Source organism: Methylomonas sp. LL1 (assembly GCF_015711015.1).
GTDB lineage: Bacteria > Pseudomonadota > Gammaproteobacteria > Methylococcales > Methylomonadaceae > Methylomonas.
This window is the reverse complement of the sequence record NZ_CP064653.1, coordinates 413,635-440,004: the sequence shown is the minus strand read 5'-3', so window position 1 is coordinate 440,004 and position 26,370 is coordinate 413,635. Positions and strand designations below refer to the sequence as shown.

The window sequence follows — 26,370 nt, the reverse complement described above, 5'->3', positions numbered from 1 at the left end:
GTTTAAGGATTCGGACCAATCGGCGCATCCGCTAGAACAGCAGTATTGGCATTAATATTGTCCTGCACATCCTCCGCGCAAGCCGCGTGCTCAAAACCATCCACGATACCGTTTGGAGCAGCACTCGTTGCGTCGAAGATGATATTGTCACCTACACCGGCAACACCGGCCATCACGTTATCAAGCGCTAACAAATCACGCACACGCCAGGCGATGTTGTGGTCCGCGCATGAAGTATCACCACTCACACCCACAGCACCCACCAATTTATGCTCCGAATTGTAAAGTGCCAGACCACCACCAAACACATTAACACCGCCAATGCGACGTCCGGTCATCGGATCGTCGGCGCGCCCGAATTTATTGGCATTACCGGCATAAGCCCACTGAGTATCAACCGGATTGCTGTGTTGTAAACCAAACAAGCTGCCGCCAGGCTGAGTCGGTGCGTATAAATTGGCTGTCGACAACGCCAGACCATCCAGCCCATTGCCGGCATTACCGCCCGCAGTCAGACTGAATGAATTGGCGGTATTAGCTTTTTGCGCCGAAATCACCCTACTGCCCAACCATTGGCTATTCAAACCATTACCTGATTTGGCAACCGCGCACACCACGCCATCGGCGTTAACAACCGTTGCCCACATATGAAAGCCCAAACCACCGTTAGCTTTTAATTGCGCCGCTTTAATTGCATTTTCCAAAGCCGCATGAGTTACCGGGCAATTATTTCTGGCGGTACCATTATCATCGCCTTTCTTGGAATCGGCATTAACTGCACCCGCCGCAGCAAAGGCAACCACTGAAGCACATAGAATTATTTTTTTCTTCATATACCACCCTCTTATCACTGTTATAAACTATTGATTCTCGAAACTCATTCTGAAGCGAACCTAAACGCTTGCGTCACTGCCAGTCACGAAGCGAACGGATTTTAGACGCTAGCCACTCACTTGGTCAATTGCTCATCCAGCAAATAATCAAGCCGAATAATATAAAAACATGAAAAACTTCAAACTATTATTATTGGTTATTCCCCTAATATTTGGACTCGGCTACATAATCGGCTCAAGTCAATCTGAATACGCTATCTATAATTTATATCGCAAGCTTACCACCCCAAATGCAGCGCCAAAAACCCTACCCTCGCCACTAACACCCACGCAAAAAGCTGAAATTGATGTTCAAATTCAGCAACAGTATCAAAAATTACTCAGTCAGCAGCAGGCCTCGGAGCAAAAACCATCAAGCAAGGAAGAAAAGCAGGAAATGTTGGACCATGCGCTGTCGGAACTTGATCATGCCGAAGACGAACATGACCGGGAAGTGGCTGTCATGACACTGGGGGAGATGAGCGGCAACCAAGCCAAACTCGGCTTGTTGAACGCTTTACAGGACACATCCGGATTAGTGGTTACGCAGACCATTCGACAAATCAGTAAATGGCCGAATCCGTCCGAACGCATTGATATGCTACTGGCCGCATTGCAACATCCTAATGATGAAATCGTGCTGGAAACTCTGCTGACTATTAATCTGGTCGACGACAAAAAATTAATAACCCGCTTAAAACAACTCACTAAACATTCTAATCCGGAGATCGGTGACGCGGCTCGATTGGCACTTAATTTAGCCGAATAAAATCGAGTTTTAAAACCAAAAACGCAAAATAATCGCGGCAAAAATGCCCGCCAGCACATCGTCGATCATGATACCGAAACCGCCCTGTACGTGCCGATCCAACCATTTGATCGGCCAGGGCTTGACGATGTCAAAAAAACGGAACAGCGTAAAGCCGGCCAAAACGCTTTCCCAGGAAAGCGGTATCCAAAACATCGTAACCAAAAAGCCGGCAATTTCGTCCCAGACTATGCCGCCATAATCGTGCACCCGCAGTTTTTGCGCGGCTTTATCGCAAATCGCAATCCCGGCTAATATACTGATCAACGTTACGGACAGATAAATCCAGCCATTGGATTGCGCCAAAACCCAATACAAGGGAATTGCCGCGACCGTCCCCAGCGTGCCGGGCATTTTTTTGGACAAACCCGAACCGAAACCGAACGCCAGCAGCAGTACGGGATCCTTGAGGATCTGCCTTGCCGTCAAGCGGCTATTGCCGTAATACTCTCTAAGAAAAATGCTCAAAACCAGTCGCCCCAAGGCTTTCCAACCGCCCTGCCCGCTCGATCCGCAAGCCGGATTCGGCCTCGATCACGCCGATGCAACGGCAACCGGCCGGCAACTGCGGCGAGCTATCGGATGGAACGGTAAAACACAATTCGTAGTCGTCGCCGGCCGTCAACGGCATGCGCCAGTCACCGCTGTTTTCAACATAATCGAATACCTCGGCGGACAACGGCAGACACTTCCACTGCAGACAGGCTCCGACACCGCTTCTTTCCAGGATATGCCCCAGGTCGGCCGCCAATCCGTCGGAAATATCGATGCAAGCATTGGCAACATCACGTAACACCAGGCCTTCGTCGACGCGCGGCAGCGGCTTGTTGAAGGCATTTAACGCTTGCTCGGGAGCATTGCAAATATAGCCTTGCTTGATCTTCAACCCCAAACCGGCATCACCGATAGGGCCGCTGACATAAATCCGATCGCCAACCTTGGCACCGGAGCGCAATAGCGCGCCGCCCAGCGGCACCACACCCATCGCCTGTACCGTCAACGTCAACGGTCCGGAGGTGGTATCGCCACCGATCAAATCGACTTTATGTTGCCGAGCCAAGGCCATGAAGCCATTTGAAAAGGCCCGCAGCCAGCATTCATCGACTTTTGGCAAAGTCAAAGCCAGTGTCACCGCAAACGGTTCGGCGCCCATCGCCGCCAAATCACTCAGATTGACCGCCAGCAATTTATGCCCGAGCGATTCAGGATCGGCGTCGGCAAAAAAATGCACGTTTTCGACCATGGTGTCGGTAGTCAGCGCCAGCTGAAAACCGGCGGGAATATTGATTAACGCGCAATCGTCGCCTATGCCGAGCTGATTGAATGGATGCCGAGGCGCATGTACCGCGAAATAGCGCTGGATCAAATCGAACTCGGCAATTGTTCCAGACATTGTTCTACCTCCTGCATCCTTGAGGTCGTCGGCCAACACCATCAATTTTGCGACTTCGTCTGCTTGGCGGCGATTTCGACCGCGCGCTGTTTCTGGCACACCTTGTCGAGAATGCCGTTGATGTATTTATGACTGCCTTCGGCGCCGAAATCCTTGGCCAAATTGACGCCTTCGTTGATGATCACTTTATAGGGCGTTTCCAGACGGTTGATCAGTTCGTAGACGCCGATGCGCAAAATGGCCCGCTCGACCGGATCGATTTTTTCCACCGGCCGGTCGACGAATTCGGCCAACGCCGCATCGATCACATCCAGCTGCTTGGGCACGCCGTGGAAAAGCTCGCTGAAATAGGTTTTTTGCGCACCCTTCAGATGTTCTTCTTCCAGGAAATAGGTTTCGATGCGGACCAGGCTATCGCCGGACATTTGCCACTGATACAGTGCTTGCACCGCGCATTTTCTGGCATTGGTTTTTGCTTGACTCATTAATTGCCCTGGTTGTGGTCAATTAAGGCGTTGAACAGACTGACCATTTCGATCGCCGACAAAGCGGCTTCCGCGCCTTTGTTACCGGCCTTGGTGCCGGCACGTTCGATGGCTTGTTCAATGCTGTCGACCGTCAACACACCGAAGGCAACCGGAATGTCGTATTGAAGCGCCACCTGGGCAATGCCTTTGACGCATTCGCCGGCCACGTATTCGAAATGCGGAGTGCCGCCACGAATCACCGCGCCTAGCGCAATGATCGCATCATATTTTTTGCTGGCGGCGATGCGCTGCACCACCATCGGCAACTCGAAGGCACCGGGGGCTTTTACCAGCGTGATGGCGTTTTTGTCGGCGCCGTGACGCACCAGCGCATCGATGGCGCCGCCTTCCAACTGCTCGACGATGAAGCTGTTGAAGCGCGAGGAAACGATGCAAAATTTACCGCCTTGCGCGGAAAGGTTGCCTTCTAGGGTAGTGACTGTTGCCATATGTTTACCTTGGGTTAATGGTTGAAATCTTTTGAGATGAATGTATCAATGCGCGCTGTCGATATGCTCGACCACTTCCAGATCGAAGCCCGACAAACCGATGTATTTTTTCTGGGTGCCTATCACTTTAAGCCGGCGCACACCTAAGTCAGACAAAATTCGGGAACCGGTGCCGGTGGTGCGCCAGTCGGCATCGGCGGTCAGATCGGGCACATTCTTGATGCCGTTATCCTGCATCTGATAGGCATGAATCAGTTCGACCAGCGACTTATTGTCTTCCTTCTGACGGATGATCACCAGCACGCCACGGCCAGCCTCGGCGATTTTTTTCAAGGCTTCCCGCACCGGCAAACTGCAATCGCTACGTTGGGAGAAAAACAGGTCGTCGATCAGATTACGGGCGTGGACCCGCACCAGCACCGGCTCATCGCCGGCCACATTGCCCATCACCAGCGCCAAATGCACGTTCTCGTCGTTGTGATCCTGATAGGCATACAGCCTGAAATCGCCGAATTCGGTCGGATAGGCGCATTCGCTGATCCGCTCCAGGGTGTTTTCGTGCTTGATGCGGTAATGAATCAAGTCGGCGATGGTGCCGATCTTCAGATTATGTTGTTGGGCGAACACTTCCAGGTCAGGACGCCTCGCCATCGAGCCATCGTCGTTCAGAATCTCGACGATGACCGCCGCCGGCTCCACGCCGGCCAGCCGAGCCAGGTCGCAACCGGCTTCGGTATGCCCGGCCCGGTTCAACACGCCGCCGGCTTGCGCCATCAGCGGAAACACATGGCCGGGCTGCACCAAGTCACAAGGCTGCGCGTTAGCGGCCACGGCCTTTTGTATGGTCAAGGCCCGATCGGCGGCGGAAATACCGGTAGTGACGCCTTCGGCGGCTTCGATCGAGACCGTAAAATTGGTCGTATACGGTGTTTTGTTGTCGTTGACCATCAACGGCAAGCGTAGTTGCTGGCAGCGTTCGCGGGTCAAGGTCAAACAAATCAAGCCGCGGCCGTACTTGGCCATGAAATTAACGTCTTCCGGCCGGGTAAAGGCCGCCGCCATCAACAGGTCGCCCTCGTTTTCCCGGTCTTCGTCGTCCATGATGATGACCATTTTGCCGTGGCGCAGGTCGTCGATGATTTCTTCTATGCTATTCATTTAATAAAGCCTGCGTTTTGTAATAGAGCCTCGGTGACACTACCGTGGCATTGCGCCGCCGCTTCGCCCTTCATCAGGCGTTCCATGTAGCGGGCCAGCAGATCGACTTCCAGATTTACCTCGCTGCCTACGCCGGTATTACCCAGCGTGGTTTCCTGCAAGGTATGCGGAACGATATTGACCGAAAAATAGGCGCCGTCGACGCTGTTGACGGTCAGACTGATTCCGTCGATGCAAATCGAGCCTTTTTCGGCGATGTATTTGGCCAAACTGTCCGGCGCCTTGAATTTGAAACGGATAGACCGGGCGTCGGCCTTTTTTTCGGCCACTTTACCGATGCCGTCGACATGGCCGCTGACGATATGGCCGCCCAGACGGGTCGACGGCGTCAATGCCAATTCCAGATTCACCGGAGTACCGGTCTTGGCGGATTTCAACGTGGTGCGCGACAAGGTCTCGTTGGAAACATCGGCGCAAAAATAATCCTTGCCCAATTCCACCGCAGTCAGGCAGACACCATTGACCGCGATGCTGTCGCCCAACGCGCAATCGGCCATCGGCAGCTTGCCGGTGCTAATTTTCAGCCGGCAATCGCCGCCGCGTGGCTGGATGGCGGCGATACTACCGACCGCGAGAATAATGCCTGTAAACATGTTTAGCCTTCCGTACGCGAATTAAACCTCAACCTTAAATCGGGGCCAATCGGTCTAACTTCAAGTAAGTTCAATTGTTTTTTATCCGTCATGTTCCTCAAGCCGGGTAGATGAAATAAGCCACGCCCCTGATCGCCCAATACGCAGGGCGCCATATAAACCAGCCATTCGTCGACCAAGCCGCTATCGAGCAAGGCACCATTCAAGGTAGCGCCGGCTTCGACCCAGACCGTGTTGATTTGCAGCTCGGCCAGCAAGTTAAATACCGCCGGCAAATCGACCCGGCCCATGCTTGCATCGACCTGAAAGACTTTGCAGCCAGCATCCCTTAACTGTTGTTGTTTTTCCGCGTCGGCGTTACAAGTCATGATCCAGACTTCCACCGAATTTTGCAGCATTTTTGCCGTCAAAGGCATCCGCAATTGAGAATCCAGCACCACCTTGACCGGTTGCACCAGATCAAAATCGACGCGTGCGTTCAGTTGTGGATCATCATACAGCACGGTCTCTATGCCGGTGACAATCGCGCTGCTTTGCGCGCGAAAGCGCTGCACGTCCCGCCTGGACTCGGGCGAAGTGATCCATTGGCTTTCGCCGGACGCCATCGCGGTACGGCCATCCAGGCTCATCGCCAGCTTGCTGAATACCCAGGGCAAACCCAGCGTCATGCGCTTGAAAAAGCCGCGATTGAGTTTTTCCGCTTCCTGTTGCAACACGCCGCAGACCACTTCGATACCGGCCTCCCGCATTTTTTGCAAGCCGCGCCCGGATACTAGCGGATTGGGGTCGGACATTGCCACTACCGCCCGGCTGATACCGGCGGCGATCAACGCATCGCAGCACGGACCGGTCTTGCCGTGGTGGCTACAGGGTTCCAACGTCACATAGGCCGTAGCGCCACGCGCATCGCCGGCCTTGGCCAAGGCATCGATTTCGGCATGGGCAAAGCCCGCGCGTTGGGTCCAACCTTCGGCAATAACGTCGCCATTTTTGACCAGCACACAACCGACATGCGGATTGGGATCGGTGGTATAAATCCCGTTTTGCGCCAGTTTGACGGCACGCGCCATGTAGGCGCTGTCTTGGTTAGGCGTCATGCTTTTGCAGATTTTCGATCATCCGGGTAAATTCGCTGACATCCTCGAAACTACGATAGACCGAGGCAAAACGCACGAAAGCCACATGATCCAAGGCGCTCAACTCTTTCATCACCAATTCGCCCAATTCATGCGCATGAATTTCCCGCTCGCCCTTTCCGACCAGGGCTTTCTTGATCCGGTTAATCGCCGCTTCCACCGCATCGACCTTGACCGGGCGTTTTTCCAAGGCCCTCTGCATGCCGGCCCGCAACTTAGCCTCGTCAAAGGCTTCGCGGGCACCGTTGCGCTTGATGATGCGCGGCAGCGTCAGTTCGACCACCTCAAAGGTGGTAAAACGTTCCCTGCAAGCCACGCACTCCCGACGGCGCTTGACCTGATCGCCGTCGTCGGCCAAGCGGGTATCGATCACCCGGGTATCTTGTGCTGAGCAAAATGGACAACGCATGTTAAAAAGCCGAATCTTTATTCAAAGGTCGGCCATTTTATTACAGAATGGTTTTTATTTGAAATCGGGTACTTAACACGATCCGTGCCGAAAGTCCGTTTTGAAGCCGCTCCGGTCCGGCCGAAGATAAAACTCGACCGCACCGGAGCGGATGAAAATTCATACCGTGGTGTTCCAGATTGTTCAATCGCGGGTCACGCACCGCTTACTCGCGGCATAAAGCCATCGGCTATCGAGCGGATATGCACGTCCCGCTGCGGGAAAGGAATTTCGATATGGTGTTGCTGTAACGCCGCATAAATATGTTTATGCAACTGATGGGTCAGCGGAATGCGGTCACCCAACTCGCGCGCATAGACACTGATTTTGAAATGCAGGCTACTTTCGCCGAATCCAATAAAACTGACCTGCGGCTCGGGATCGTCGAGCACCAGTTCGGTCTCATTGATGGCGTCGGTCAGAATTTTCTCGACCAGTTCGATATCGCTACCGTAAGCCACATCAATCATGATGACTACCCTAGTTACGGTATCCGATAGAGTCCAGTTCATCAGCCGCTCGGTAATAAAGGTTTTGTTCGGCACCACCAGTTCTTTTCGGTCCCAATCGACGATATGGGTCGCGCGCATTTGTATCCGGCTGACACGGCCGGTCACATCGCCGACCGTCACGGTATCGCCGACCCTGATCGGGCGTTCGAATAATAAAATGATGCCCGAAACCATATTGGCAAAAATTTCCTGTAAACCGAAACCCAAACCGACACTGAGCGCGGCCACCAACCATTGAACTTGCGACCAGCTTCCTCCTAGTTCATTGGCGATGGCCAAGAATGCGATGCTGACCAGCAGGTAGCGCACCAATTGAATCAAGGCATAACGGCTGCCGGCCGCCATCGCGAACTTGCCCACCGACAGCAAATCGACCAAGGCCGGAAAGTTGCTGACGAAGACAAATGTCAGGCCGACATACAGCAGACTGATCAGCAGATTGATCAAGGTGATCGGCATCATGACTTCCTTGCCATCGACCATATCCCTGTGTTGCCAGAGCTCAATCCGGTCGAATACCGAAAAAGCCGGCAAAATGTCGCGCCAAATCATCCAAAAACCCACCGTTACTATCGCAACGATTAAAGTCACCAACAGCTTATCGCTTTGCTGACTAATCTTGGATATGTCCGGCAAGTTTTCGTCCGGCAGAAAACTGCCCTCGGCATTGGCATTAGCCTGATCGACCGCCTGCCTACGTTTTTGCCGTGCATGTTGCATGGCCAATTGACGCTTGGTGACCGCCAACCAGCGTAGCGCCAAGGCATGAAATAACGCAGTGAAAAAAACCAGACGCAGGGTGATTATCAATTTGCCCTGCAATTCCAAGGCACTCTGGTAGTAACCGCTGACCGCAAAGCCGATCACTACCCAAGGCATGGTAACGGCAATCAGATACCAGACGTAACGCAACCGGCTAATCCAACTATCCGAAACCTGGTAAAAGGTTTTACCCAAACCGGTCAACGGGTGCATCAACCGATGCAAGATATAGGACATTGTCAGCATCAGAATGATCTGCGCCGTTCTACCTAGCGCATGGCTGTGTTCCGAAAAAATATCGTTACCGGTCATGGTCACGATAAAAATACTCGGAATAATCACAAAACGCGCCCATTTGAACTGTTGGTACAACAAATTTACCGAACGCCGTGGCCAATGAAACAGCGATTCCGCCACGCCCGCCGGTTTTAACAAACGGTAGAAAAACTGCAATACGGCCAATGAGGCGGCCGCGACCAACAAACCGGCCGTGAATGAACGACTGAACATATCCGCGCTATGATTAAGCGTCAACACCCAGGCTGTCCAGCCCATCAGCAAAGGGATGGGCAAGGACAAAAGCAGGATATAGGCCAGGCTAGTCAGCGTCTGACTGAAGCCAATCAGATATTGGTTCGAATGGCTCTTATTTAATAAATCCAGCAAGTTGGATTTCAGGATACTTTTGAAACGCCAGTGTAAAACGATGATGGCCAGCCCGATCAGCACCAAAAACACCGGATAGGTGCCGATACCTTGTAGCAAATTCTCGCCTACCTTTAACCAATTTGACGGCGCCAGAAACCACAGACTCGAATGAACGATATTTTGCAAATAAGCCTGAGTAATCACCGGCGCACTGGGCACCCATAACAGGCGTTGATCCAGGTAGGCGCCAAATTTGTCGGCCGTGTTCAACATTTGCTGCAAGGTAAAATCGACGTCACCCAGCATACGGGAATATTCGGTATAGGCCGTCGACAAGCGGCTAACCAGATCCTTCTGATCGTTCAGCAGCATGCGGAGTTCGGTCCTGATCCTTAAGGCCTCGCCGGCATCCACGTCGGCCGGCAATTCCTGCTCCAGACGGGTCAACAAGGTTTGATTGACGTCCAGCAACTGCTTTTTGACTTCATCGAGTTTGAACATTTCCAGACTGCTGGAGGCAATCTCGTTTTGAATGGTGACATTCAAGGCGCTGTATTGCTTGCTCTGTGGCAAGTTGCGCCGCTGCTCGCGCAACAAATTACCCAAGGCAGGGCTTAAGCCGGCTAGGCTAATTTTTTGTTCGGCACTCTGAAAATCTTTTTCGATTTGTTTATAGCGCGCATCAATATCATTTTTTTGCGCCAGATACTGTTCGATATTTTTATTGACTTCCTGCAAATTCCGGTTGAAACGCATGTTGTCCTTGGTCGCGGCCCGGATCAAGGGATGCTTGCCCTCGGCTTCTTTTTCGGCTTGCAACAAGGCCGCTTGCTCCTTATCAATCTCCTGCTGACGTCTCTCGAGCAGGAAATTATCCAGTTCGGCAATTAACAGCATTTGCCGTTCCCGCTGCAAATTCAACAGATGCATGCGATCTTTTTGCAATTGCGAGCGCATCGGATAACTGATGTTTTCCAACTCGAGGGTTTTCAACGTACTGTTGAACAAGCGGATCCGGGAATCCAGCTGAATTTGATGTGCTTCCTTTTCCAGCAGGTTTTCACCGTTTTTACTAGTTAACGATTGTTGTTCCTGTAGGCTGGCTGATTGCTTGGCCTTGAGTTCGGAAATTTTTTCCCGGATCGCTTGCGGACTGTTGGTCAGATCGCTGGTTAAGGCTTCGCTCCGGGCAATCTCGGCATCCAGATCGCTAAGCCGGGTTTTTTCTATAACCAAGCGTTGATCCAACTCGTCGGTGGGCACCAAAGCCAATTTTTCCGGTTTTCTATCTTTCAGATAAGTTTCGGCTTCGGCTATCTGAGCTTGTAATTGCTTGGCATCCAACGGCAAACTGTTGGCCGAACGTTTCAATGCATTGGCCTGATTATCCTGGTTTTGTAATTCCCTGAGATTGTCCGCGCTTTCCTGGTAGGAGGCTAGAATGCGATTCTTCAGTTCCTCCGACAAGTTCTGCTTATCCTTAAGGGATTGAATGCGTTGCTGAATCTCATCCAACGTCACGCTTTTAATTTCTTGTTTTTGATTAGCGGCATGGGCAAGGCTTACACTGACCAGCAACAACATCAACCCGGACAAAAAACCAAACTTGAAAAAATTAAGACTCATGTATTTGAAAGCTAAACGAAAGAGCGGAAATGGGGCATGAAAATAGCATGATTGAGCAAGAAGGTGTAATCAAATATCGGCTTGAACATCGGGAGTGCGCGTTGGCGGCCTCGGTCGATATCAGCCAGATCAACGCTTGGCGCGGCCTGCTGTTTCGATTGCAATTAATTGGCCAATCAGCGGAAAAATACGGCGGTCTGGGTTACGGCAATATCAGCCGACTTTTGGCGCCCGATAGTCCGCGTTTTTTGATCTCCGGTACGCAAACCGGCCATCTCGACAGCCTGCGGGCAAAACATTTCGCCATTGTCGAAACGGCTTCGCCCCTAAATAACGTAATTCATTCCAGCGGCCCCAGCAAACCCTCATCCGAAGCATTGACCCATGCCAGCGTTTATTTGCACGCCCCTAACGTTCAGGCGGTCATTCACGTGCACTGCCCGGAAATCTGGCGCCAGACCAAGACTTTAGGATTGCCCTGTACCGAAGCCGAGATTGCCTATGGCAGCGTGGCAATGGCAGAGGCCGTGGAGCAACTATTCATTTCCGGCCAACTTAACCAACGGCCGATTTTCAGCATGCTCGGCCATCAAGATGGAATCGTTGCCTTCGGCGAGTCGCTTACCGCGGCCGCCCTAGCTTTAATAACGCTGTTAGCGCAAGCCTTGGCTATTGAGCAAAGCGGTATTGCTCGGTAGAATAGCATCATTATTAGCATTTATTAATTTAACCCATGCCAGAAATCATCATTTATACCGGCCGGCTGTGCCCTTACTGCACCATGGCCAAAAGACTGCTCGACCGCAAAGGCGCGACTTATACCGAAATCGATGTCGATTCGGCGCCCGGCCTTCGTCAAGAGTTGATGGAAAAGTCCAAACGCCGCACCATTCCGCAGATTTACATTGGTGACCGCCACATTGGCGGCTTTGACGATCTACAAGCACTGGACATGAAAAAGGAACTGGATCCCTTGCTGTTGGCCTGAAGCGGATTAAGAAATTGAGATAATTTGCAAGCCGACCAAGGTGTGTTGATCGGAATTGCTCAGCCATACCACCTTACCCAAGGCAGCCAGACCGAACTCCTTGATCTGTAGTTTCACCGGAGCATTGGCCCTGATTGCCGGATGTTGCCCGGCTAACCTGACGCATAAGCCCTTGGTCGAACGGTTGATACCTTCGACGTATAGCCTTTCCTTGTCCACAAACAATTCGGCGGTAAACGGTTCGGTCTTTCGGTAGCCCCTGCGCTTGATCCATAGCTTTTCGGCGTTATGAACCACGGCCTCGAACTCCAGGCCCATCAATATCCGGTTCCGTTCTTCCCGCACCCAAACGATCCTGACTTCACCCGACAGCATTAATTCTTCGACGAAGATTTCGGCCCGGCTGTCTTCAACCATCAGGTTTTCGAAATCAGCCACACTCGCCAGCAACTTTCCCGGCGTCACCTCGATCATCGCCCCTTTCACGGAAACATCGTAACAATTGAAATGCAACGTTTCACCGCCAACATTCAACTGCCCGACCGCGCTGAAATTTTTTCTGTACTCTTTTCGTTCGTGAAACATGCTGAAAATCTCTTTTATAAATCCTTACCGTGAAAGCCGCGAAGCGACACATTCTTCCCTCTCGCCACCCGGCGTAGAGAGAACGACCAAGAAACTTGCTGCCTTCATAGCCCTGGGTGGTCCCAAGTATCTTAACCTTTAGGTCTATCAAAGATAGCTTATTTTTATATTCCCCGCTTTAAATCAGTCATCGCAAAAGCCCAGCCTCAACAGCCCGGTTTATGGAATGCCGCAGCCTCCACCCGCATCCACTGATTGAACTGGTCGAGAGGAATTGGCCTGCTTAATAAATAACCTTGGGCCACATCGCATTCATAACCTTCCAGCAGTTCCATCACTTGCTGACTTTCGACACCCTCGGCGGTGACTTGCAAACCTAGATTATGCGCAAGATTAATGGTTGCCTTCACAATCACTGCATCGTTTTCACTGTGCAGCACATCGCAAACGAACGACTTATCGATTTTTAGCTCCGTCAACGGCATTTTTTTCAGATAAGCCAACGAGGAGTATCCGGTTCCGAAATCATCGATCGACAGTTTATAACCCATTTCGTGCAGGCGCAGAATAATATCGAGACTTCGTTCGGGATCGGTCATGATGGAGCTTTCGGTAATTTCCAGCATCATCCAGGCCGGCTTGACGCCGGTAGACGCGGCCACTCCCGCCACGATGTCGGGCAATTCCGGATCATGCAAATCCCGGGCGGATAAATTGACCGAAACCGTCATATCCAAACCCTGCCGGTGCCATTCGGCGCATTGTTTAAAGGTTTTATGCAAGGCCCAGCGGGTCAGATGCTTGATCGTGCGGGTTCTTTCGGCCATTGGGATGAACTCATCCGGCGCGATGAAGCCATGTCTGGGATGCTGCCAACGCACCAAGGCCTCGGCCCCATAAAGCCGTCCGGTTTTGATCGATACCTTGGGTTGGTAATAAATATGCAAATGTTCCTTGTCGATAGCCTGCCGCAATTCGCTCATCAAGGTCAGGCGCCGCGGGCTATGGTCATCAAACGACGGCGTATAAACCACATAGCCTTCGTGGGACTTAGCCGCCATGAACAACGCAACCCCGGCTTTTTGCACCAAGGTATCGACATCCTCGCCATGTTCCGGAAAATTGACGATACCGATATTGCTGTGGATCGCCAAGTTCAGGTGCTCGGCTTTAAACGGCGGGTCCAATGCCGCCTGCACATTTTTTGCCAGCACGATCGCGGCATTTTCGTTGTCGGTCGCCGGCATTAACAAACTGAATATATTACCGTCGATTCGAGCCACGCTATCGGCGCCCAACACCACGCTTTGCAGACGGGTGGCCATTTGCTTCAGAATTTGATCGCTGCTGTTGCGGCCCAAGGTGTCGTAGACTTCCTTAAAGTTGGCAAACTCCACCAACAGGATAGACAACAATTTGTTTTGACTATTGGCCGACAAGATGGCTTGCTCGACCCGGTCATAAAACAAGGCCCGGTTCGGCAAGTCGGTGGCCGGGTCGTGCGTGGCCGAATAGTTAGCCTGCTTCTCCATCGACTCGGCCCTAAAACGCAATTCCTGGGTTTGATCGAAAATCATCGCCCCCGCCTGATAGGCCATCACCGAGCTGGAATATTGCCCCCAGAACCCGAACACAAACGGAATGCTATCCAACATCCACAGCGCGTAATTTTCGGAATGGGCCTTGGCGATAGCCTCCAGTGAAATACCGCCGGTTTGGTAATAACCGACAACCAAGGTTGCAATCACTATGCTGCCTATCGCAATCGCCACGCCTTGGTAGGCGGTCTTCGAAACCTGACTTTTTAATACTCTGACATTATCGCTGAGTAAATTCTTGGCAAATTCCACCCATCCCCCTACAGCCCTCTAAGCAGATCGGTTTTAATATCTTCGATATTCTCAAGCCCCACCGATATTCTGACCAGGCTATCGGTGATGCCGGCTTCGGCCCTGGCTTCCGCGCTGAGTCGACCATGGGTGGTAGTGGCCGGATGAGTGATCGTGGTTTTCACGTCGCCCAGATTGGCGGTAATCGACAGCATACGGGTGGCGTCAATCAGGCGCCAGGCATGCTCCTTGCCGCCGGTCAATTCAAAGCTGACCACCGCGCCGAAGTGGCCTTGCTGACGCTTGGCCAGTTCATGCTGGGCATGAGAAGGCAATCCCGGATAATGGACTTTTGCCACCGCCGGTTGCTGCTCGAGCCATTTGGCCAACTCGAAAGCGCTGTCGCAATGTGCCTTCATCCGTAACGCCAAGGTTTCCAATCCCGCCAAAAACACCCAAGCGTTAAATGGGCTCATGGTCGCGCCGCCGGTGCGCAAATAGGGATAAATGTCTTTTTCGATCAGTTCCTCGCTACCGATCACCGCGCCGCCGACACAACGCCCCTGTCCGTCGATAAATTTGGTGGTGGATTGCACCACCAAATCGGCTCCCAAACTCAAGGGGGTTTGCAGAGCCGGCGTGCAAAAAACGTTATCCACTACCAGCAAACAACCATGCCGATGAGCCAAGTCGGCCAGCGCCTGAATATCCGCAATTTCGATCAGCGGATTGGACGGGGTTTCCAAAAATAAAAACCGGGTATTCGGCTTAATCGCGGCTTCCCAGGCCGATAGATCGGTCAGGCTGACGAAATCGGTGGTTACGCCGAACTTGCCGAAATAGTTTTGGAAGGTCAAAACCGTATTGCCGAACACGCTCCGCGAACAAACCACATGATCGCCAGCTTTCAGCAAAGCCATGCCGACAGCCATGATCGCCGCCATGCCGGACGAAAAGGCCAAGCAGCGTTCGCCCTTCTCCATCAAGGCCAATCTATCCTGGAAGGCGCTGACGGTCGGATTGGTGAAACGCGAGTAAATATTGCCGGGCTGTTTGCCGGTGAATCTCAACGAGGCCTGCTCGGCGGATTCGAACACATAACTGGACGTGGCAAAAATCGGGATACTGTGTTCATCCTCGTGGGTGCGCTTATGCCCTACCCGAATGGCTTGAGTTTCCAGGGAATAATCCCGCCAATCAAAATCGCTCATGTTTCCTTCCAATTATTTGGTGGCGCCCGTGTTAGCGGAGTTTCTCTGTTCCTGAGCGCCATCGTTACGCAAGGCTTCGATGCGCGCCAAATATTCATCATCGATATCGCCGGTAATATATTCATGGCTGAAGCAGGAGGTATCGAACTGTTTGATGTTCGGATTCCCCTTGCCGACGGCATCGATCAAATCCTCCAGTTCCTGATAAATCAATTTATCGGCACCGATGGCTTTGCACACTTCTTGCTCGGTCCGGCCATGCGCGATCAATTCGTGCGCGGCCGGCATATCGATGCCATACACATTGGGATAGCGTACCGGTGGCGCGGCCGAAGCAAAATAGACTTTTTTAGCGCCGGCATCGCGCGCCATTTGAATGATCTGTTCCGATGTGGTGCCGCGCACGACCGAATCGTCCACCAGCAACACATTCTTGCCGCTGAATTCCAGCGCAATGGCGTTCAACTTCTGTTTGACCGACTTTTTACGCATTTTCTGTCCGGGCATGATGAAAGTACGGCCGATGTAACGGTTCTTCATGAAGCCCTCGCGAAACTTGACGCCCAGTTCATGGGCGATTTGCAGGGCCGCGGTCCGGCTGGTGTCGGGAATCGGGATCACCACATCGATATCGTGATTAGGCCAATCCTTTTCAATTTTTTTCGCCAGTTTTTTACCCATCCGCATTCTGGCTTTATAGACGGAAATGTTGTCGATGATCGAATCGGGCCGGGCAAAGTAAACGTATTCGAAGATACAAGGGCAATGGTTGGTTTTTTCGGCGCATTGCTTGGTATGCAGTTTGCCCGATGCTTCGATGAATACCGCTTCGCCGGGCGCAATGTCCCGAATCAGGCGAAAATCCAATACATCCAAGGCCACGCTTTCCGAGGCGATCATATAATCGGTAGTGTCCTCCTCCGTTTTACGCTCGCCAAACACGATGGGCCGGATACCGTGCGGATCGCGAAAACCCAGAATGCCGAAACCGGCAATCATCACCACCACTGCGTAAGCCCCACGGCAACGCTTGTGCACCATGGTGACCGCCTTGAACACATCGTCTATGGTCAAAGTCAGTTTTCCGGCCTGTTGCAATTCATGCGCAAACACATTTAACAGCACTTCGGAATCGGAGCCGGTGTTGATATGGCGCTGGTCATCGACAAACACCTGGATTTTCAATTCCTCGGTATTGGTCAAGTTGCCGTTATGCGCCAAGGTCAGGCCAAAAGGCGAGTTGACATAAAAGGGCTGGGCTTCTTCGGAACTGGTGCAACCGGCGGTCGGGTATCGGACATGCGCGATACCCATGCTGCCTTTCAGTTTCAACATTTCCTTGCTGGAAAACACATCACGGGTCAAACCGTTGTCCTTACGCAAATGCAGCCTCGAGCCTTCGCAGGTTACAATACCCGCCGCATCTTGGCCCCGGTGTTGCAACACCGTTAAGGCATCATACAGATCCTGATTGACATTTTGATTGGAAACAATCGCGGCAATACCACACATAACAAACCTAAATAGCTAACGATAATGGATATAGCCCGCCATATCGGACGGGATGAGATCTTTTAACCAGACGGCAAGAGATTGGAAAGGCTGAATCAACAACGACTGTTTCCACCAGGGATCTTCCGGTAACGGGGTGACGCCGGCCAGCATCACCATCAACGAAACCAGTACGGCGCCGCGAATGATGCCGAATAGCATGCCTACCAAACGGTCGGTGCCGGTTAAGCCGGTCTTTTCGATCAGATGATTCAAGATAAAACTGATTAAACCGCCTAATATCAGGGTCAAAAAAAACAGCAGAATAAACGCCGTGGCAATGCGAGCGGAGGGATAGCTGATGGTATTTTGCAGCAAAACCGCAAAATCACGGCTGTACTGTATGCCTACCCCAATCGCAATCCCCCAAGTCAGTAAGGCAAACGCTTCCTTGATAAATCCGCGCATCAAACCAATGATCGCCGAAACAAATACCACAAAAACGATAGCGTAATCTATCCAAATCATTTTCTCGAGCGGCAAAGCATCCAACATGCCTAAAAACCTTTACTTGTAAATCTTTTATTCATCACCCGACACGAAACTATTCACATTGATTTGCGCCAACTTGGATTTGACGGCCTGAGCCTTTGCCTTATCCAGCATCGGTCCGATTCGGACTTTATAAACCGTCCCTTTGTCGCCCACCACCTCCTTGATCGATGCGGCAAACCCTTGTTTCTTCAGACTTTCCTGCAACGTCGCGGCATTGGCTTTTTGGCTAAAGGTGCCGGCATTCAAATACCAGCGGGTAGTAGCGCTTTCCGCCGCCGCGACAGCCGGTTTTGCAACCGGTTCAGCCGTTGCCGCGAGTGTAGCCGTTTTCGGCGCGGTTTCAACGGAAGGCGCGATTTGTTTAGGCTTGGCTGGTTGTTTGATTACGGTTTCAGCGGGCAGTTGCTGAACCACGACATCTTCCGCCTCCGGCTCGGGCTCCACGACTCTTGCCGGAGTAGGCGCCACCGCGGTTTCCTTTTCTGTAATCCGCGCCTGAGGACGGACGACCGCCATATCGGCTTCTTCATCGCCTTCGAACACTGCGGCGGGAGCGGGAACCGGTACTTGCGGTTTTTCTTCCGGCACCGCCGTCGCCACATCCCCGACTTTTTCCGGTAGCGGCATGATTTCAACGTCCTGAGCTTTAGTAGGCACTTCAGGAATTTTCAATTCGTTAATACTTTTGCCGGATTCATCAATCGGATCATCGAACAACATCGGTACAAAAATAGCCGCCAACGCCGTAATCACCGCCGCGCCAATTAATCTCTGTTTCAACACTTGATCCATGTTCATTACCTCTATGGAAATTGGGATAAATATTCAGATACCAGAAAAAAGGAACCAAAAATCAGGATCAACTCCCCCGGCAAGGCATGGCGCCTGGCATCGTTGAAGGCCGCCGCGAAATCGGCATATCCCTTGTTCACGTTTCCAATATCCAGCTGCTGAAAATAATATTCTAATAATTCTTCATGCGCGGCCCTGGGATTTTTCAACGGCGCCAGATACCACTGGGCTACCCGTTCGCGCATCATGGCTAATACACCCGGAATATCCTTGTCTTTCATCATCGCAAAAACCGCGTGAATTTTGACTGTTTGAAAGGAACCGTGCAAATAGTCGAGCAAACTCCGCACCGCCTGCGGATTATGTCCGACGTCCAGCAAAATCGGGGGGTCACCGGCAATCAACTGAAAACGCCCTTTCAACTCAGCAGTCAGCAAACCCTGACGAATGGCGGCCTCATAAACCGGTAGCCGCGCCTGTAAACAGGTCACCGCCATAATGACCGCCGAAGCATTACGGAATTGATGCTCGCCTTTCAAAACCGGTTCCGGCAACTGCTGTAATTTTAGTTGATCCGTGTACCAATCCCAGCCCTCGGCCTGTTTTTGATAATCGAACGCCCGGCCGATTTGCAAGACATCCGCTTGTTTTTCGCGCGCGGCTTGTAACAAGGAATCCGGCGCGTGGCTATCGCCGATCACGGCCGGCGTGGCGCGGCGAAAGATGCCGGCTTTTTCCCGGCCGATGTCGGCTTCGGTATGGCCCAACCAGTCGACATGATCGATGGCAATGGTGGTGACCAAAGCCACGTCCGGATCGACAATATTGACTGCGTCCAGCCGGCCGCCCAAACCCACCTCTAAAATTCGCACATCGACACCGGCCCGGCTAAAGATGTCCAAAGCCGCCAAGGTGCCGAATTCGAAATAACTAAGGCTGATATCGCCACGCACCGCATCGATACGCTCGAACGCCGCGCAAACATCTTGGTCCGGCACCGGCTGGCTATCGACACGGATGCGTTCGTTATATTTCAGGATATGAGGCGAGGTATAGGCACCGACTCGATAGCCTTGAGCCCGATAAATAGCCTCGAAATAGGCCACGCAAGAGCCTTTGCCGTTAGTCCCCGCCACCGTGATGGTCGGTATCCGTCCGGGTTGTGGCTCGAGCCGGCGGAAAACCTCCGCCACCCGTTGCAAGCCTAAGTCTATCGGTCGAGGATGAAACTGTTCCTGCCAACTCAGCCAGCCATCCAGCGAATCAAAGCGCGCCATCTCGGGCTAATTGACGAATGTGTCGCTTTCGCCGTCGGTAGTGTCCGGTTCGGAATTTTGATCGGTATTTAGGGTTCGTGGATACAAAATGGAAAGGATATTGGCTATTTTATCGCGCATGTCGCGGCGGTCGATGATCATATCGACGGCGCCATGCTCCTGCAAAAACTCACTACGTTGAAAACCTTCAGGCAGCTTTTCCCGCACGGTTTGCTCAATGACGCGGGGACCGGCAAAACCGATCAAGGCATCCGGTTCGGCCACGTTAATATCGCCCAACATGGCCAAACTGGCCGAAACCCCACCCATGGTCGGATCGGTCATGAAGGAAATATAAGGGATTCCGGCTTCGGCCAAGCGGGCTATCGCCGCACTGGTTTTGGTCATTTGAAACAAGGAATACAGCGACTCCTGCATTCTGGCCCCGCCACTGGCGGTAAACACGATAAACGGCAGGCCGAATTGCAGGCTTTCATTGATCCCACGTACAAAACGCTCGCCGACCACCGACCCCATCGAACCGCCCATAAAACCGAAGTCAAACGCCGCGGCCACGATGCCATGGCCTTGCAGAGTACCTTTCATCACCACCAAGGCATCGTTTTCGTTGCTTTGCTTTTGCGCTTGGCTGATTCGGTCTTTATAACGTTTGCTGTCCTTGAATTTCAACGGATCGCTGGGTTTCAAACCGGCTCCGATTTCATGCCGCTCGCCCTGATCCAGGAACAAATCCAAGCGGGTACGCGCGGAAATCCGCAGATGATGGCTGCATTTCGGGCAGACGTTAAAGTTTTTGACCAACTCGGCATTGAACAATATCGCATCGCAACGTGGGCATTTATTCCACAAACCTTCCGGCACGGTAGTTTTTTTTGCGGCAGTGTCGGTTCTAATGACGGACGGCACTAATTTTTCAAACCAACTCATTCCTAATCTACTCCGCTTGTATTCTTAACTATCCATCGCCAAGCGCATGGATTTTAATAAGGCGATAATCTCGCGTTTTGCCTGTTCGGGATCGTCGAGGTTGGCCTCGATCCTGCTGATCAACGCGCTACCCACCACCACGCCATCGGCGATATCGGCAATGACTTTGGCCGTTTCGGCATCTTTCACCCCAAATCCGACACCGACCGGTAATTGGGTGTTTTCGCGGATCAGAGCCAGTTTATCCTTGACGTCGTCGGTATCCAGATGGCCGGCACCGGTCACGCCTTTCAGCGAAACATAATAGAGGTAACCGCTACCGACCGCGTCCATTTTTCGAACCCGCTCGGCATCGCTATTCGGCGCCAGCAAAAAAATCTGGTCGACGCCGCGCTCGCGCAGCAAAGCCACGCAGCTTTCCGACTCTTCCGGCGGCAAATCGACGGTCAATACACCATCGACCTCGGCCCGTTGCGCGGCATTGGCGAAATCTTCGTAGCCCATGATTTCGATCGGGTTTAGATAGCCCATCAACACCAAGGGCGTGGTTTGATCGGTTTTTCTGAATTCCATCGCCATGCTCAGCACCTTGCGCAAGCCGACATGATGGGCCAAGGCCCGCTCGCTGGCACGTTGAATCACCGGCCCATCGGCCATCGGATCGGAAAACGGCACGCCCAGTTCGATCACGTCGGCGCCGGCGGCCACCATTTCGTGCAACAGCGGCACGGTAAACTCCGGATAAGGGTCGCCGGCCGTGATGAATGGAATCAAGGCTTTACGACCCGAGGCTTTTAACTCGGCAAATTTATTGGCAAGGCGGCTCATAGACTGATCCCCTCGCGCTGCATAATGGTGTGCATGTCTTTGTCGCCGCGTCCTGAAAGATTGACGATAATAATTTGATCCTTGCGCATGGTCGGCGCCAGTTTCATCGTATAAGCCAGGGCATGGCTGGACTCCAGCGCCGGGATGATGCCTTCCATCCGGGTCAAGGCATGGAAACCCTCCAGCGCTTCGTCATCGGTGATATTGACGTAATTGGCGCGGCCGGTATCCTTCAACCAGGCATGCTCGGGACCGACGCCGGGATAATCCAGGCCGGCCGAAATCGAATGGGTTTCGATAATTTCGCCATCGTCATCGGCCATCAAGTAGGTACGATTGCCGTGCAACACGCCGGGACGACCCGCGCACAACGGCGCGGAATGGCGGCCGGTTTCGACGCCATCACCGGCCGCCTCGACCCCGTACATTTTCACCGAAGTATCATCGATGAACGGATAAAACAAACCGATCGCATTCGAACCGCCGCCGACGCAGGCCACCAACGCATCCGGCAAACGGCCGGCTTGATCAATGCACTGCTGCTTGGCTTCGCGGCCTATCACGGCCTGGAAATCCCGCACCATGGCCGGATAGGGATGCGGACCCGCCACGGTGCCGATAATATAAAAGGTATTGTCGATATTGGTCACCCAATCGCGCATGGCTTCGTTCAGCGCATCCTTCAGAGTTTTGGAACCGGACTCGACAGCCACCACGGTAGCGCCCAGCAGTTTCATCCGGTAAACATTCAAAGCCTGGCGGGCGACGTCGACCGCACCCATGTAAACCACGCATTCCAGCCCTAGGCGCGCCGCGACGGTGGCGGTGGCAACGCCGTGTTGGCCGGCGCCGGTCTCGGCGATGATGCGGGTCTTGCCCATGCGTTTAGCCAGCAAGGCCTGGCCGACGGTATTATTGACCTTGTGGGCGCCGGTATGATTCAGATCTTCCCGTTTCAGATAAACCTGAGCTCCGCCCAAATGCCGGCTCCAGCGTTGAGCGTGATACAGCGGCGAAGGCCTGCCGACATAATCCCTAAGGTCGGCATCTAGTTCGGCGATAAATTCGGGATCGTGCAAATAGCGTTGATAAGCCTGATTCAGTTCGGTAATTGCCGGCATTAGCGTTTCCGCTACAAAAATACCGCCATAAGGGCCGAAGTGGCCCCGAGCATCCGGCATATCATATTTTTCAGTCATAGTTGTTTAAGTCGCTTGATTGGTTATTCTTATAAAATCAGCCATTTTTGCCGCATCCTTGATACCCTTCGCGGCTTCGACACCGCTACTGACATCCAACGCATACGGCCTGACTCGCTGCACAGCCAGAGCCGCATTATCCGGCGACAATCCGCCCGCGAGAATAATCGGTAATTGGCAGTCCGGCGGGATCATGTCCCAATCGAAACCGCTGCCACTGCCGCCCTGCACGCCGGGATGATAGGCGTCCAACAGTAAACCGGCCGCGCCGGCATAGTGCTGTTCAATTTCGGCAAGCTGGGTATCCGGTTTCATGCGTATCGCCTTGATATAAGGCTTTCCGAACAATTTGCACTCCTCCGGCGTCTCGTCGCCATGAAACTGCAGACAATCGATATTCACCTCGGCCAACACCTCGTCTATCCAAGCCGGTTCGGCATCCACGAACAATCCTACTACCGTTACAAAGGCCGGCAATGCCTGGACAATCGCCTTAGCCCGAGATATTGACACATTGCGCGGACTGGGCGGATAAAACACCAGACCGATCGCATCCACGCCCAAACCGGCCGCGGCCAACGCATCCTCGACCTGGGTAAAGCCGCAAATTTTAACGCGGGTACGCATAAAATGTCTCGGAAAAAAGGTGGGCTAGAATACCACAATAGCCAGGGTTTTCATGTGGCCCAACAGCAAAAAAACCAGACGGCAAACCACTGCCTAGCCCCAGGGCTATAAACCCGTCATCCGGTTACCGGCTTGGAGTTTGCTTAATGCGCGTGATTATGATGCTGTTCCAGGGGGTCCGCATCGGAGTCCGCGCCGGCATGATCGTGCTCATCGCTCTCGCCACCGTGTTGATGCAGCTCGGCCGCTTCCCGATTGATTCGAGCCACGGGCTCAACGGCCACGCCGTACTTGTAAACCATCAAGCCGCCCAAATCGGCGGTAAAAAACACCAGACCGCACAAAATGCAAGCAAGCAGTTGATATAAGGTATTGGCCGGCCCAACGATAGGCTGCTTGGCTAAAAGGCGCCAGCCAGCCAGCGTACTCGCCAGCAGTAGCACCGAAATGCCCAAATGTTGGTGATGCTCCATAATCTCATGCACGTCGCCGCCGTGCGGGACAGAGCCGGCGGCAATCAAACCGGCCGCCACGGTAATTGCGGCAAATAGGGTTCCGCCATATAAAAACCAGCCGGCCGCGCCGCGCCAGGCTGGTTTATTGCTAACACTGCCGACGAGGTCCAGCAGAAAAAACAGCGACAACAAGGCAATCGGAAAATGCACGAATAGCGGATGCAGATTCTCCATCGCCGCCAGGCCGGGCATGATGCCGGCAAACATTTCGGCGGGCGACAATGTCAACAGACTTTCGACAAACCCCAAAAAACCATCAACCGCTCCCGCCACGCCACCGCCGGAATCGGCTCCGCCATGCACGGAAAACTGCAAACTTGTAACTAAATCAAACATCTCCCCTCCCCCTGGTTCTAATGCTTTCGTGTCAGGCTCGTATTGGACAGCATCATTCAATCGGCAAATGGCTGGCCATCAACGCCCGCGACTTGCTCTCCAACAAATTATCGCCTTGTTGCTGAATGAACAGCGCCTGGATATTTTCGGCGTCGGCCAACCGCATGCCTTCCGGCTGCCCAAGACACAACAAGGCGGTCGACCAGGCATCGGCAACCGTTGGATTATCGTGCAGCACCGTCACCGCCACCAGATCATGCGTGACCGGTTTACCGTTTCTGGCATCCAGAATATGGCTGTAGCGCTGACCATTGACATCGAAGTAATGCCGATAAGTTCCCGACGTCATCACCGCCAGCGGCTGATCCCTGGGCATGGTCAGGATTTTCATCATACGTTGTTCGCCAGGTAAGGGCTTCTCCACCGCAATCCGCCAAGCCTGTCCATCGGGCTTATGGCCGTGGGTTTTCAGCTCGCCGCCGATTTCGACCAGATAATCATGAATCCCGCGTTGCTCCAATACTCGGCTGATTTTTTCCACGCTATAGCCCTGCGCCACCGATGACACATCAACCCTGACCTTGGCCGGTTTTTGCAAGTGACTGTCGTCGACTATCCGCACTTTATCCATCCCAATCTCGGCCAAGGCTTGTTGCAAGGCGGTCTCATCGGGAATGGTCAACGCCTCGCCCCTAAAACCCCATAAATCGAACAAGGGTTTAATCGTCAAATCATAGCAACCTTGGCTGGCATGACTGACTTTACCGGCCAACTTGACCAAGCCGACGATTTCATCGCCCACCAACTGGCTGTCGTCGGTCGGATTGGTATTGAACGCCTCAATCACCGAATCGGGACGGTAATTGGACAGCACCTTATCGATGTCGGCAAAGGCCTTAGTCACCTCCGACTCGACCGATTTGCCATCGACCGGCGTTTGCGACCAGTAACTAATGTGATAGGTCGTGCCCTGGGCAAAACCTTCGAATTTAACGACATCCGGCGCGGGTTCGCTACAAGCGGACAATACGGCTGAAACGGCCAGCCAAGCGGATAATTTGATGAACTTTTTCATTGCGGTAATGGTATCTAGCGCACCAGCGCGGAAATGGCTTTGAAATCGGTATGTTTGGCATCGCGCAGCCATTCGAACAACACCGATTCATGACAAACAATGCTAACGCCAAATTGTTGCATGCGTTGCAGCGCGTTGGCTTTGTGCTGATCCAGACGAGAACAAACCGCATCCTCCACCACAAACACCTGATAGCCTTGTTGCAACAACTCGAAAGCGGTTTGCAACACGCAGACATGGGTTTCCTGGCCGACCACAACCACTTGCCGGCGACCGCTTGCGGCTAAAGCCTGTCTGAAGTTATCGCTACCGCAGCAGGAGAATGCGGTTTTCTCGAAACTCTGGGCATCTTCGGGCAACACCCCGCCTATCATATCGCTGGTAGGCCCCAGCCCTTTCGGATATTGCTCGGTCACCAACACCGGCACATTCAGCAAAGCGGCCGCCGTCAGTAATTTGACCGCGGTATTCAGCATGCTGTTGGCCGATACCGTCGGCATGACCGACAACAAGCGGGTTTGCATATCGACGACCAACAACAGGCTGCGATCGACCTTCAGCAAGCCGGGTCGATTTTCTACCGCCTCACCCATGCTTCATCACCCGTGCTTTTTCCCGCTGCCAATCTTTATCCTTGCTGGCGGCGCGTTTATCGTGCAGTTTTTTACCCTTGGCCAAGCCGATTTTCAGTTTGGCCCGGCCCCTGACCCAGTACATCGACAATGGAATCAATGTAAAACCCTTGCGCTCCACCGAACCTATCAAGCGGCTCAATTCGCGTCTGTGCAGCAACAGTTTTTTCTTGCGGACCGCCTCGGGATTGACATGGGTCGAGGCCGACAACAGCGCCGAGACATGCGCGCCGCACAGCCAAGCTTCGCCTCTGCGAATTTCCACGTAACTTTCCTTCAGCTGTATCCGGCCGTCGCGCAGACTTTTGACTTCCCAGCCTTCTAAAACCAGACCGGCTTCGAATTGTTCCTCGATATAATATTCGTGACTAGCCTGACGATTGACGGCGATCGTATTATCGGTTTGCTTGCTGTCTTTTTTGGTTTTTTTGGCTGCCATGGCGTTGGGTCGATTTTTAGACTGACTGAAAACAATAATTTTGTTATTTTACCCGACCCGCCCACAAAATAA

The 26,370-nt window shown here is 52.9% G+C and carries 28 protein-coding genes; 3 read left to right on the top strand and 25 right to left on the bottom strand.

All coding sequences use genetic code 11. From position 1 onward, the window contains the following. Positions 1 to 2 precede the first annotated feature (2 nt). Entirely contained in the window at positions 3 to 833 is an 831-nt protein-coding gene (locus IVG45_RS02555) for a GlcG/HbpS family heme-binding protein (RefSeq protein WP_196436333.1), read from the bottom strand. A 169-nt stretch (positions 834 to 1,002) separates the two neighbouring features. Between IVG45_RS02555 and IVG45_RS02550 the strand changes: the two genes are divergently transcribed. Beyond that, positions 1,003 to 1,641, top strand: coding sequence for a HEAT repeat domain-containing protein (locus tag IVG45_RS02550; protein ID WP_196436332.1), 639 nt, complete (start codon positions 1,003 to 1,005; stop codon positions 1,639 to 1,641). A 9-nt stretch (positions 1,642 to 1,650) separates the two neighbouring features. Here IVG45_RS02550 and IVG45_RS02545 read toward each other — a convergent pair whose 3' ends face one another. The 9 genes from IVG45_RS02545 to IVG45_RS02505 all read right to left on the bottom strand — a co-directional run bounded on the left by IVG45_RS02545 (position 1,651) and on the right by IVG45_RS02505 (position 10,992). Then, a complete protein-coding gene (locus IVG45_RS02545; protein WP_196436331.1) occupies positions 1,651 to 2,148 on the bottom strand; it encodes a phosphatidylglycerophosphatase A family protein in 498 nt (165 codons plus the stop codon). Further along, the gene (thiL, locus tag IVG45_RS02540; protein ID WP_196436330.1) at positions 2,132 to 3,073 is read right to left on the bottom strand and encodes a thiamine-phosphate kinase; all 942 of its coding nucleotides are present in this window, start codon (positions 3,071 to 3,073) and stop codon (positions 2,132 to 2,134) included. Before thiL ends, IVG45_RS02545 begins: the two co-directional genes overlap by 17 nt. 41 nt (positions 3,074 to 3,114) lie before the next feature. Continuing rightward, a complete protein-coding gene (gene nusB, locus IVG45_RS02535) occupies positions 3,115 to 3,558 on the bottom strand; it encodes a transcription antitermination factor NusB (RefSeq protein ID WP_196436329.1) in 444 nt (147 codons plus the stop codon). After that, positions 3,558 to 4,049, bottom strand: coding sequence for a 6,7-dimethyl-8-ribityllumazine synthase (gene ribH, locus IVG45_RS02530; protein WP_196436328.1), 492 nt, complete (start codon positions 4,047 to 4,049; stop codon positions 3,558 to 3,560). The genes nusB and ribH overlap by 1 nt, the downstream gene beginning before the upstream one ends. Positions 4,050 to 4,094: 45 nt before the next feature. Beyond that, positions 4,095 to 5,207: a bifunctional 3,4-dihydroxy-2-butanone-4-phosphate synthase/GTP cyclohydrolase II gene (ribBA, locus tag IVG45_RS02525; protein WP_196436327.1), complete on the bottom strand. Its 1,113-nt coding sequence runs from the start codon at positions 5,205 to 5,207 to the stop codon at positions 4,095 to 4,097. Beyond that, on the bottom strand, positions 5,204 to 5,860 hold the full coding sequence (locus IVG45_RS02520; protein WP_196436326.1) for a riboflavin synthase: 657 nt from the start codon (positions 5,858 to 5,860) through the stop codon (positions 5,204 to 5,206). Before IVG45_RS02520 ends, ribBA begins: the two co-directional genes overlap by 4 nt. A 2-nt stretch (positions 5,861 to 5,862) precedes the next feature. Next, the gene (ribD, locus tag IVG45_RS02515; RefSeq protein WP_196436325.1) at positions 5,863 to 6,957 is read right to left on the bottom strand and encodes a bifunctional diaminohydroxyphosphoribosylaminopyrimidine deaminase/5-amino-6-(5-phosphoribosylamino)uracil reductase RibD; all 1,095 of its coding nucleotides are present in this window, start codon (positions 6,955 to 6,957) and stop codon (positions 5,863 to 5,865) included. Beyond that, positions 6,947 to 7,405, bottom strand: a complete 459-nt coding sequence (gene nrdR, locus IVG45_RS02510; protein ID WP_196436324.1) for a transcriptional regulator NrdR — start codon at positions 7,403 to 7,405, stop codon at positions 6,947 to 6,949. The genes ribD and nrdR overlap by 11 nt, the downstream gene beginning before the upstream one ends. A 194-nt stretch (positions 7,406 to 7,599) precedes the next feature. Continuing rightward, positions 7,600 to 10,992, bottom strand: coding sequence for a mechanosensitive ion channel domain-containing protein (locus IVG45_RS02505; RefSeq protein WP_196436323.1), 3,393 nt, complete (start codon positions 10,990 to 10,992; stop codon positions 7,600 to 7,602). A 47-nt stretch (positions 10,993 to 11,039) separates the two neighbouring features. Between IVG45_RS02505 and IVG45_RS02500 the strand changes: the two genes are divergently transcribed. Continuing rightward, positions 11,040 to 11,690, top strand: a complete 651-nt coding sequence (locus tag IVG45_RS02500) for a class II aldolase/adducin family protein (RefSeq protein ID WP_196436322.1) — start codon at positions 11,040 to 11,042, stop codon at positions 11,688 to 11,690. 35 nt (positions 11,691 to 11,725) lie between these two features. Next, positions 11,726 to 11,980: a glutaredoxin 3 gene (gene grxC, locus IVG45_RS02495; RefSeq protein WP_196436321.1), complete on the top strand. Its 255-nt coding sequence runs from the start codon at positions 11,726 to 11,728 to the stop codon at positions 11,978 to 11,980. Between the two features lie 6 nt (positions 11,981 to 11,986). Here grxC and IVG45_RS02490 read toward each other — a convergent pair whose 3' ends face one another. From IVG45_RS02490 to smpB, 15 genes are all read right to left on the bottom strand, one after another. Then, positions 11,987 to 12,565, bottom strand: coding sequence for a PilZ domain-containing protein (locus IVG45_RS02490; protein WP_196436320.1), 579 nt, complete (start codon positions 12,563 to 12,565; stop codon positions 11,987 to 11,989). A gap of 206 nt (positions 12,566 to 12,771) precedes the next feature. Beyond that, the gene (locus tag IVG45_RS02485; protein WP_196436319.1) at positions 12,772 to 14,415 is read right to left on the bottom strand and encodes a putative bifunctional diguanylate cyclase/phosphodiesterase; all 1,644 of its coding nucleotides are present in this window, start codon (positions 14,413 to 14,415) and stop codon (positions 12,772 to 12,774) included. Between the two features lie 8 nt (positions 14,416 to 14,423). Further along, positions 14,424 to 15,605: an O-succinylhomoserine sulfhydrylase gene (locus IVG45_RS02480; RefSeq protein ID WP_196436318.1), complete on the bottom strand. Its 1,182-nt coding sequence runs from the start codon at positions 15,603 to 15,605 to the stop codon at positions 14,424 to 14,426. 12 nt (positions 15,606 to 15,617) lie between these two features. Then, positions 15,618 to 17,117 (bottom strand): amidophosphoribosyltransferase, encoded by a 1,500-nt coding sequence (purF, locus tag IVG45_RS02475; protein ID WP_196436317.1) that lies wholly within the window; start codon positions 17,115 to 17,117, stop codon positions 15,618 to 15,620. 15 nt (positions 17,118 to 17,132) lie between these two features. Further along, positions 17,133 to 17,651 carry a CvpA family protein gene (locus IVG45_RS02470; protein WP_196436316.1) on the bottom strand — a complete coding sequence of 173 codons (519 nt, stop codon included), beginning with the start codon at positions 17,649 to 17,651 and terminating at the stop codon, positions 17,133 to 17,135. 27 nt (positions 17,652 to 17,678) lie between these two features. Further along, positions 17,679 to 18,443 (bottom strand): SPOR domain-containing protein, encoded by a 765-nt coding sequence (locus IVG45_RS02465; RefSeq protein WP_196436315.1) that lies wholly within the window; start codon positions 18,441 to 18,443, stop codon positions 17,679 to 17,681. Positions 18,444 to 18,454: 11 nt separating this feature from the next. Continuing rightward, positions 18,455 to 19,720, bottom strand: a complete 1,266-nt coding sequence (gene folC / locus IVG45_RS02460; RefSeq protein ID WP_196436314.1) for a bifunctional tetrahydrofolate synthase/dihydrofolate synthase — start codon at positions 19,718 to 19,720, stop codon at positions 18,455 to 18,457. A gap of 6 nt (positions 19,721 to 19,726) precedes the next feature. Continuing rightward, a complete protein-coding gene (accD, locus tag IVG45_RS02455; RefSeq protein ID WP_196436313.1) occupies positions 19,727 to 20,647 on the bottom strand; it encodes an acetyl-CoA carboxylase, carboxyltransferase subunit beta in 921 nt (306 codons plus the stop codon). Positions 20,648 to 20,671: 24 nt separating this feature from the next. Beyond that, positions 20,672 to 21,475 (bottom strand): tryptophan synthase subunit alpha, encoded by an 804-nt coding sequence (gene trpA, locus IVG45_RS02450; protein WP_196436312.1) that lies wholly within the window; start codon positions 21,473 to 21,475, stop codon positions 20,672 to 20,674. After that, positions 21,472 to 22,674, bottom strand: coding sequence for a tryptophan synthase subunit beta (trpB, locus tag IVG45_RS02445; RefSeq protein ID WP_196436311.1), 1,203 nt, complete (start codon positions 22,672 to 22,674; stop codon positions 21,472 to 21,474). The genes trpA and trpB overlap by 4 nt, the downstream gene beginning before the upstream one ends. Before the next feature lie 6 nt (positions 22,675 to 22,680). After that, on the bottom strand, positions 22,681 to 23,301 hold the full coding sequence (locus IVG45_RS02440) for a phosphoribosylanthranilate isomerase (protein ID WP_196436310.1): 621 nt from the start codon (positions 23,299 to 23,301) through the stop codon (positions 22,681 to 22,683). Between the two features lie 143 nt (positions 23,302 to 23,444). Continuing rightward, positions 23,445 to 24,152, bottom strand: coding sequence for a DUF2231 domain-containing protein (locus IVG45_RS02435; RefSeq protein WP_196436309.1), 708 nt, complete (start codon positions 24,150 to 24,152; stop codon positions 23,445 to 23,447). Between the two features lie 52 nt (positions 24,153 to 24,204). Next, complete coding sequence (locus IVG45_RS02430; RefSeq protein WP_196436308.1) at positions 24,205 to 25,227, bottom strand: FAD:protein FMN transferase; 1,023 nt, start codon at positions 25,225 to 25,227, stop codon at positions 24,205 to 24,207. A gap of 14 nt (positions 25,228 to 25,241) precedes the next feature. Continuing rightward, positions 25,242 to 25,820, bottom strand: coding sequence for a hydrolase (locus IVG45_RS02425; RefSeq protein ID WP_196436307.1), 579 nt, complete (start codon positions 25,818 to 25,820; stop codon positions 25,242 to 25,244). Then, positions 25,813 to 26,298, bottom strand: coding sequence for an SsrA-binding protein SmpB (gene smpB / locus IVG45_RS02420; RefSeq protein ID WP_196436306.1), 486 nt, complete (start codon positions 26,296 to 26,298; stop codon positions 25,813 to 25,815). The genes IVG45_RS02425 and smpB overlap by 8 nt, the downstream gene beginning before the upstream one ends. Positions 26,299 to 26,370: the final 72 nt, after the last annotated feature.

Coding starts and splice junctions, on each gene's coding strand:
- IVG45_RS02555 (WP_196436333.1), bottom strand. CDS start 833: ATGAAGAAAAAAATAATTCTATGTGCTTCAGTGGTTGCCTTTGCTGCG.
- IVG45_RS02550 (WP_196436332.1), top strand. CDS start 1,003: ATGAAAAACTTCAAACTATTATTATTGGTTATTCCCCTAATATTTGGA.
- thiL (WP_196436330.1), bottom strand. CDS start 3,073: ATGTCTGGAACAATTGCCGAGTTCGATTTGATCCAGCGCTATTTCGCG.
- nusB (WP_196436329.1), bottom strand. CDS start 3,558: ATGAGTCAAGCAAAAACCAATGCCAGAAAATGCGCGGTGCAAGCACTG.
- ribH (WP_196436328.1), bottom strand. CDS start 4,049: ATGGCAACAGTCACTACCCTAGAAGGCAACCTTTCCGCGCAAGGCGGT.
- ribBA (WP_196436327.1), bottom strand. CDS start 5,207: ATGAATAGCATAGAAGAAATCATCGACGACCTGCGCCACGGCAAAATG.
- IVG45_RS02520 (WP_196436326.1), bottom strand. CDS start 5,860: ATGTTTACAGGCATTATTCTCGCGGTCGGTAGTATCGCCGCCATCCAG.
- ribD (WP_196436325.1), bottom strand. CDS start 6,957: ATGACGCCTAACCAAGACAGCGCCTACATGGCGCGTGCCGTCAAACTG.
- nrdR (WP_196436324.1), bottom strand. CDS start 7,405: ATGCGTTGTCCATTTTGCTCAGCACAAGATACCCGGGTGATCGATACC.
- IVG45_RS02505 (WP_196436323.1), bottom strand. CDS start 10,992: ATGAGTCTTAATTTTTTCAAGTTTGGTTTTTTGTCCGGGTTGATGTTG.
- IVG45_RS02500 (WP_196436322.1), top strand. CDS start 11,040: ATGATTGAGCAAGAAGGTGTAATCAAATATCGGCTTGAACATCGGGAG.
- grxC (WP_196436321.1), top strand. CDS start 11,726: ATGCCAGAAATCATCATTTATACCGGCCGGCTGTGCCCTTACTGCACC.
- IVG45_RS02490 (WP_196436320.1), bottom strand. CDS start 12,565: ATGTTTCACGAACGAAAAGAGTACAGAAAAAATTTCAGCGCGGTCGGG.
- IVG45_RS02480 (WP_196436318.1), bottom strand. CDS start 15,605: ATGAGCGATTTTGATTGGCGGGATTATTCCCTGGAAACTCAAGCCATT.
- purF (WP_196436317.1), bottom strand. CDS start 17,117: ATGTGTGGTATTGCCGCGATTGTTTCCAATCAAAATGTCAATCAGGAT.
- IVG45_RS02470 (WP_196436316.1), bottom strand. CDS start 17,651: ATGTTGGATGCTTTGCCGCTCGAGAAAATGATTTGGATAGATTACGCT.
- IVG45_RS02465 (WP_196436315.1), bottom strand. CDS start 18,443: ATGGATCAAGTGTTGAAACAGAGATTAATTGGCGCGGCGGTGATTACG.
- folC (WP_196436314.1), bottom strand. CDS start 19,720: ATGGCGCGCTTTGATTCGCTGGATGGCTGGCTGAGTTGGCAGGAACAG.
- accD (WP_196436313.1), bottom strand. CDS start 20,647: ATGAGTTGGTTTGAAAAATTAGTGCCGTCCGTCATTAGAACCGACACT.
- trpA (WP_196436312.1), bottom strand. CDS start 21,475: ATGAGCCGCCTTGCCAATAAATTTGCCGAGTTAAAAGCCTCGGGTCGT.
- trpB (WP_196436311.1), bottom strand. CDS start 22,674: ATGACTGAAAAATATGATATGCCGGATGCTCGGGGCCACTTCGGCCCT.
- IVG45_RS02440 (WP_196436310.1), bottom strand. CDS start 23,301: ATGCGTACCCGCGTTAAAATTTGCGGCTTTACCCAGGTCGAGGATGCG.
- IVG45_RS02435 (WP_196436309.1), bottom strand. CDS start 24,152: ATGTTTGATTTAGTTACAAGTTTGCAGTTTTCCGTGCATGGCGGAGCC.
- IVG45_RS02430 (WP_196436308.1), bottom strand. CDS start 25,227: ATGAAAAAGTTCATCAAATTATCCGCTTGGCTGGCCGTTTCAGCCGTA.
- IVG45_RS02425 (WP_196436307.1), bottom strand. CDS start 25,820: ATGGGTGAGGCGGTAGAAAATCGACCCGGCTTGCTGAAGGTCGATCGC.
- smpB (WP_196436306.1), bottom strand. CDS start 26,298: ATGGCAGCCAAAAAAACCAAAAAAGACAGCAAGCAAACCGATAATACG.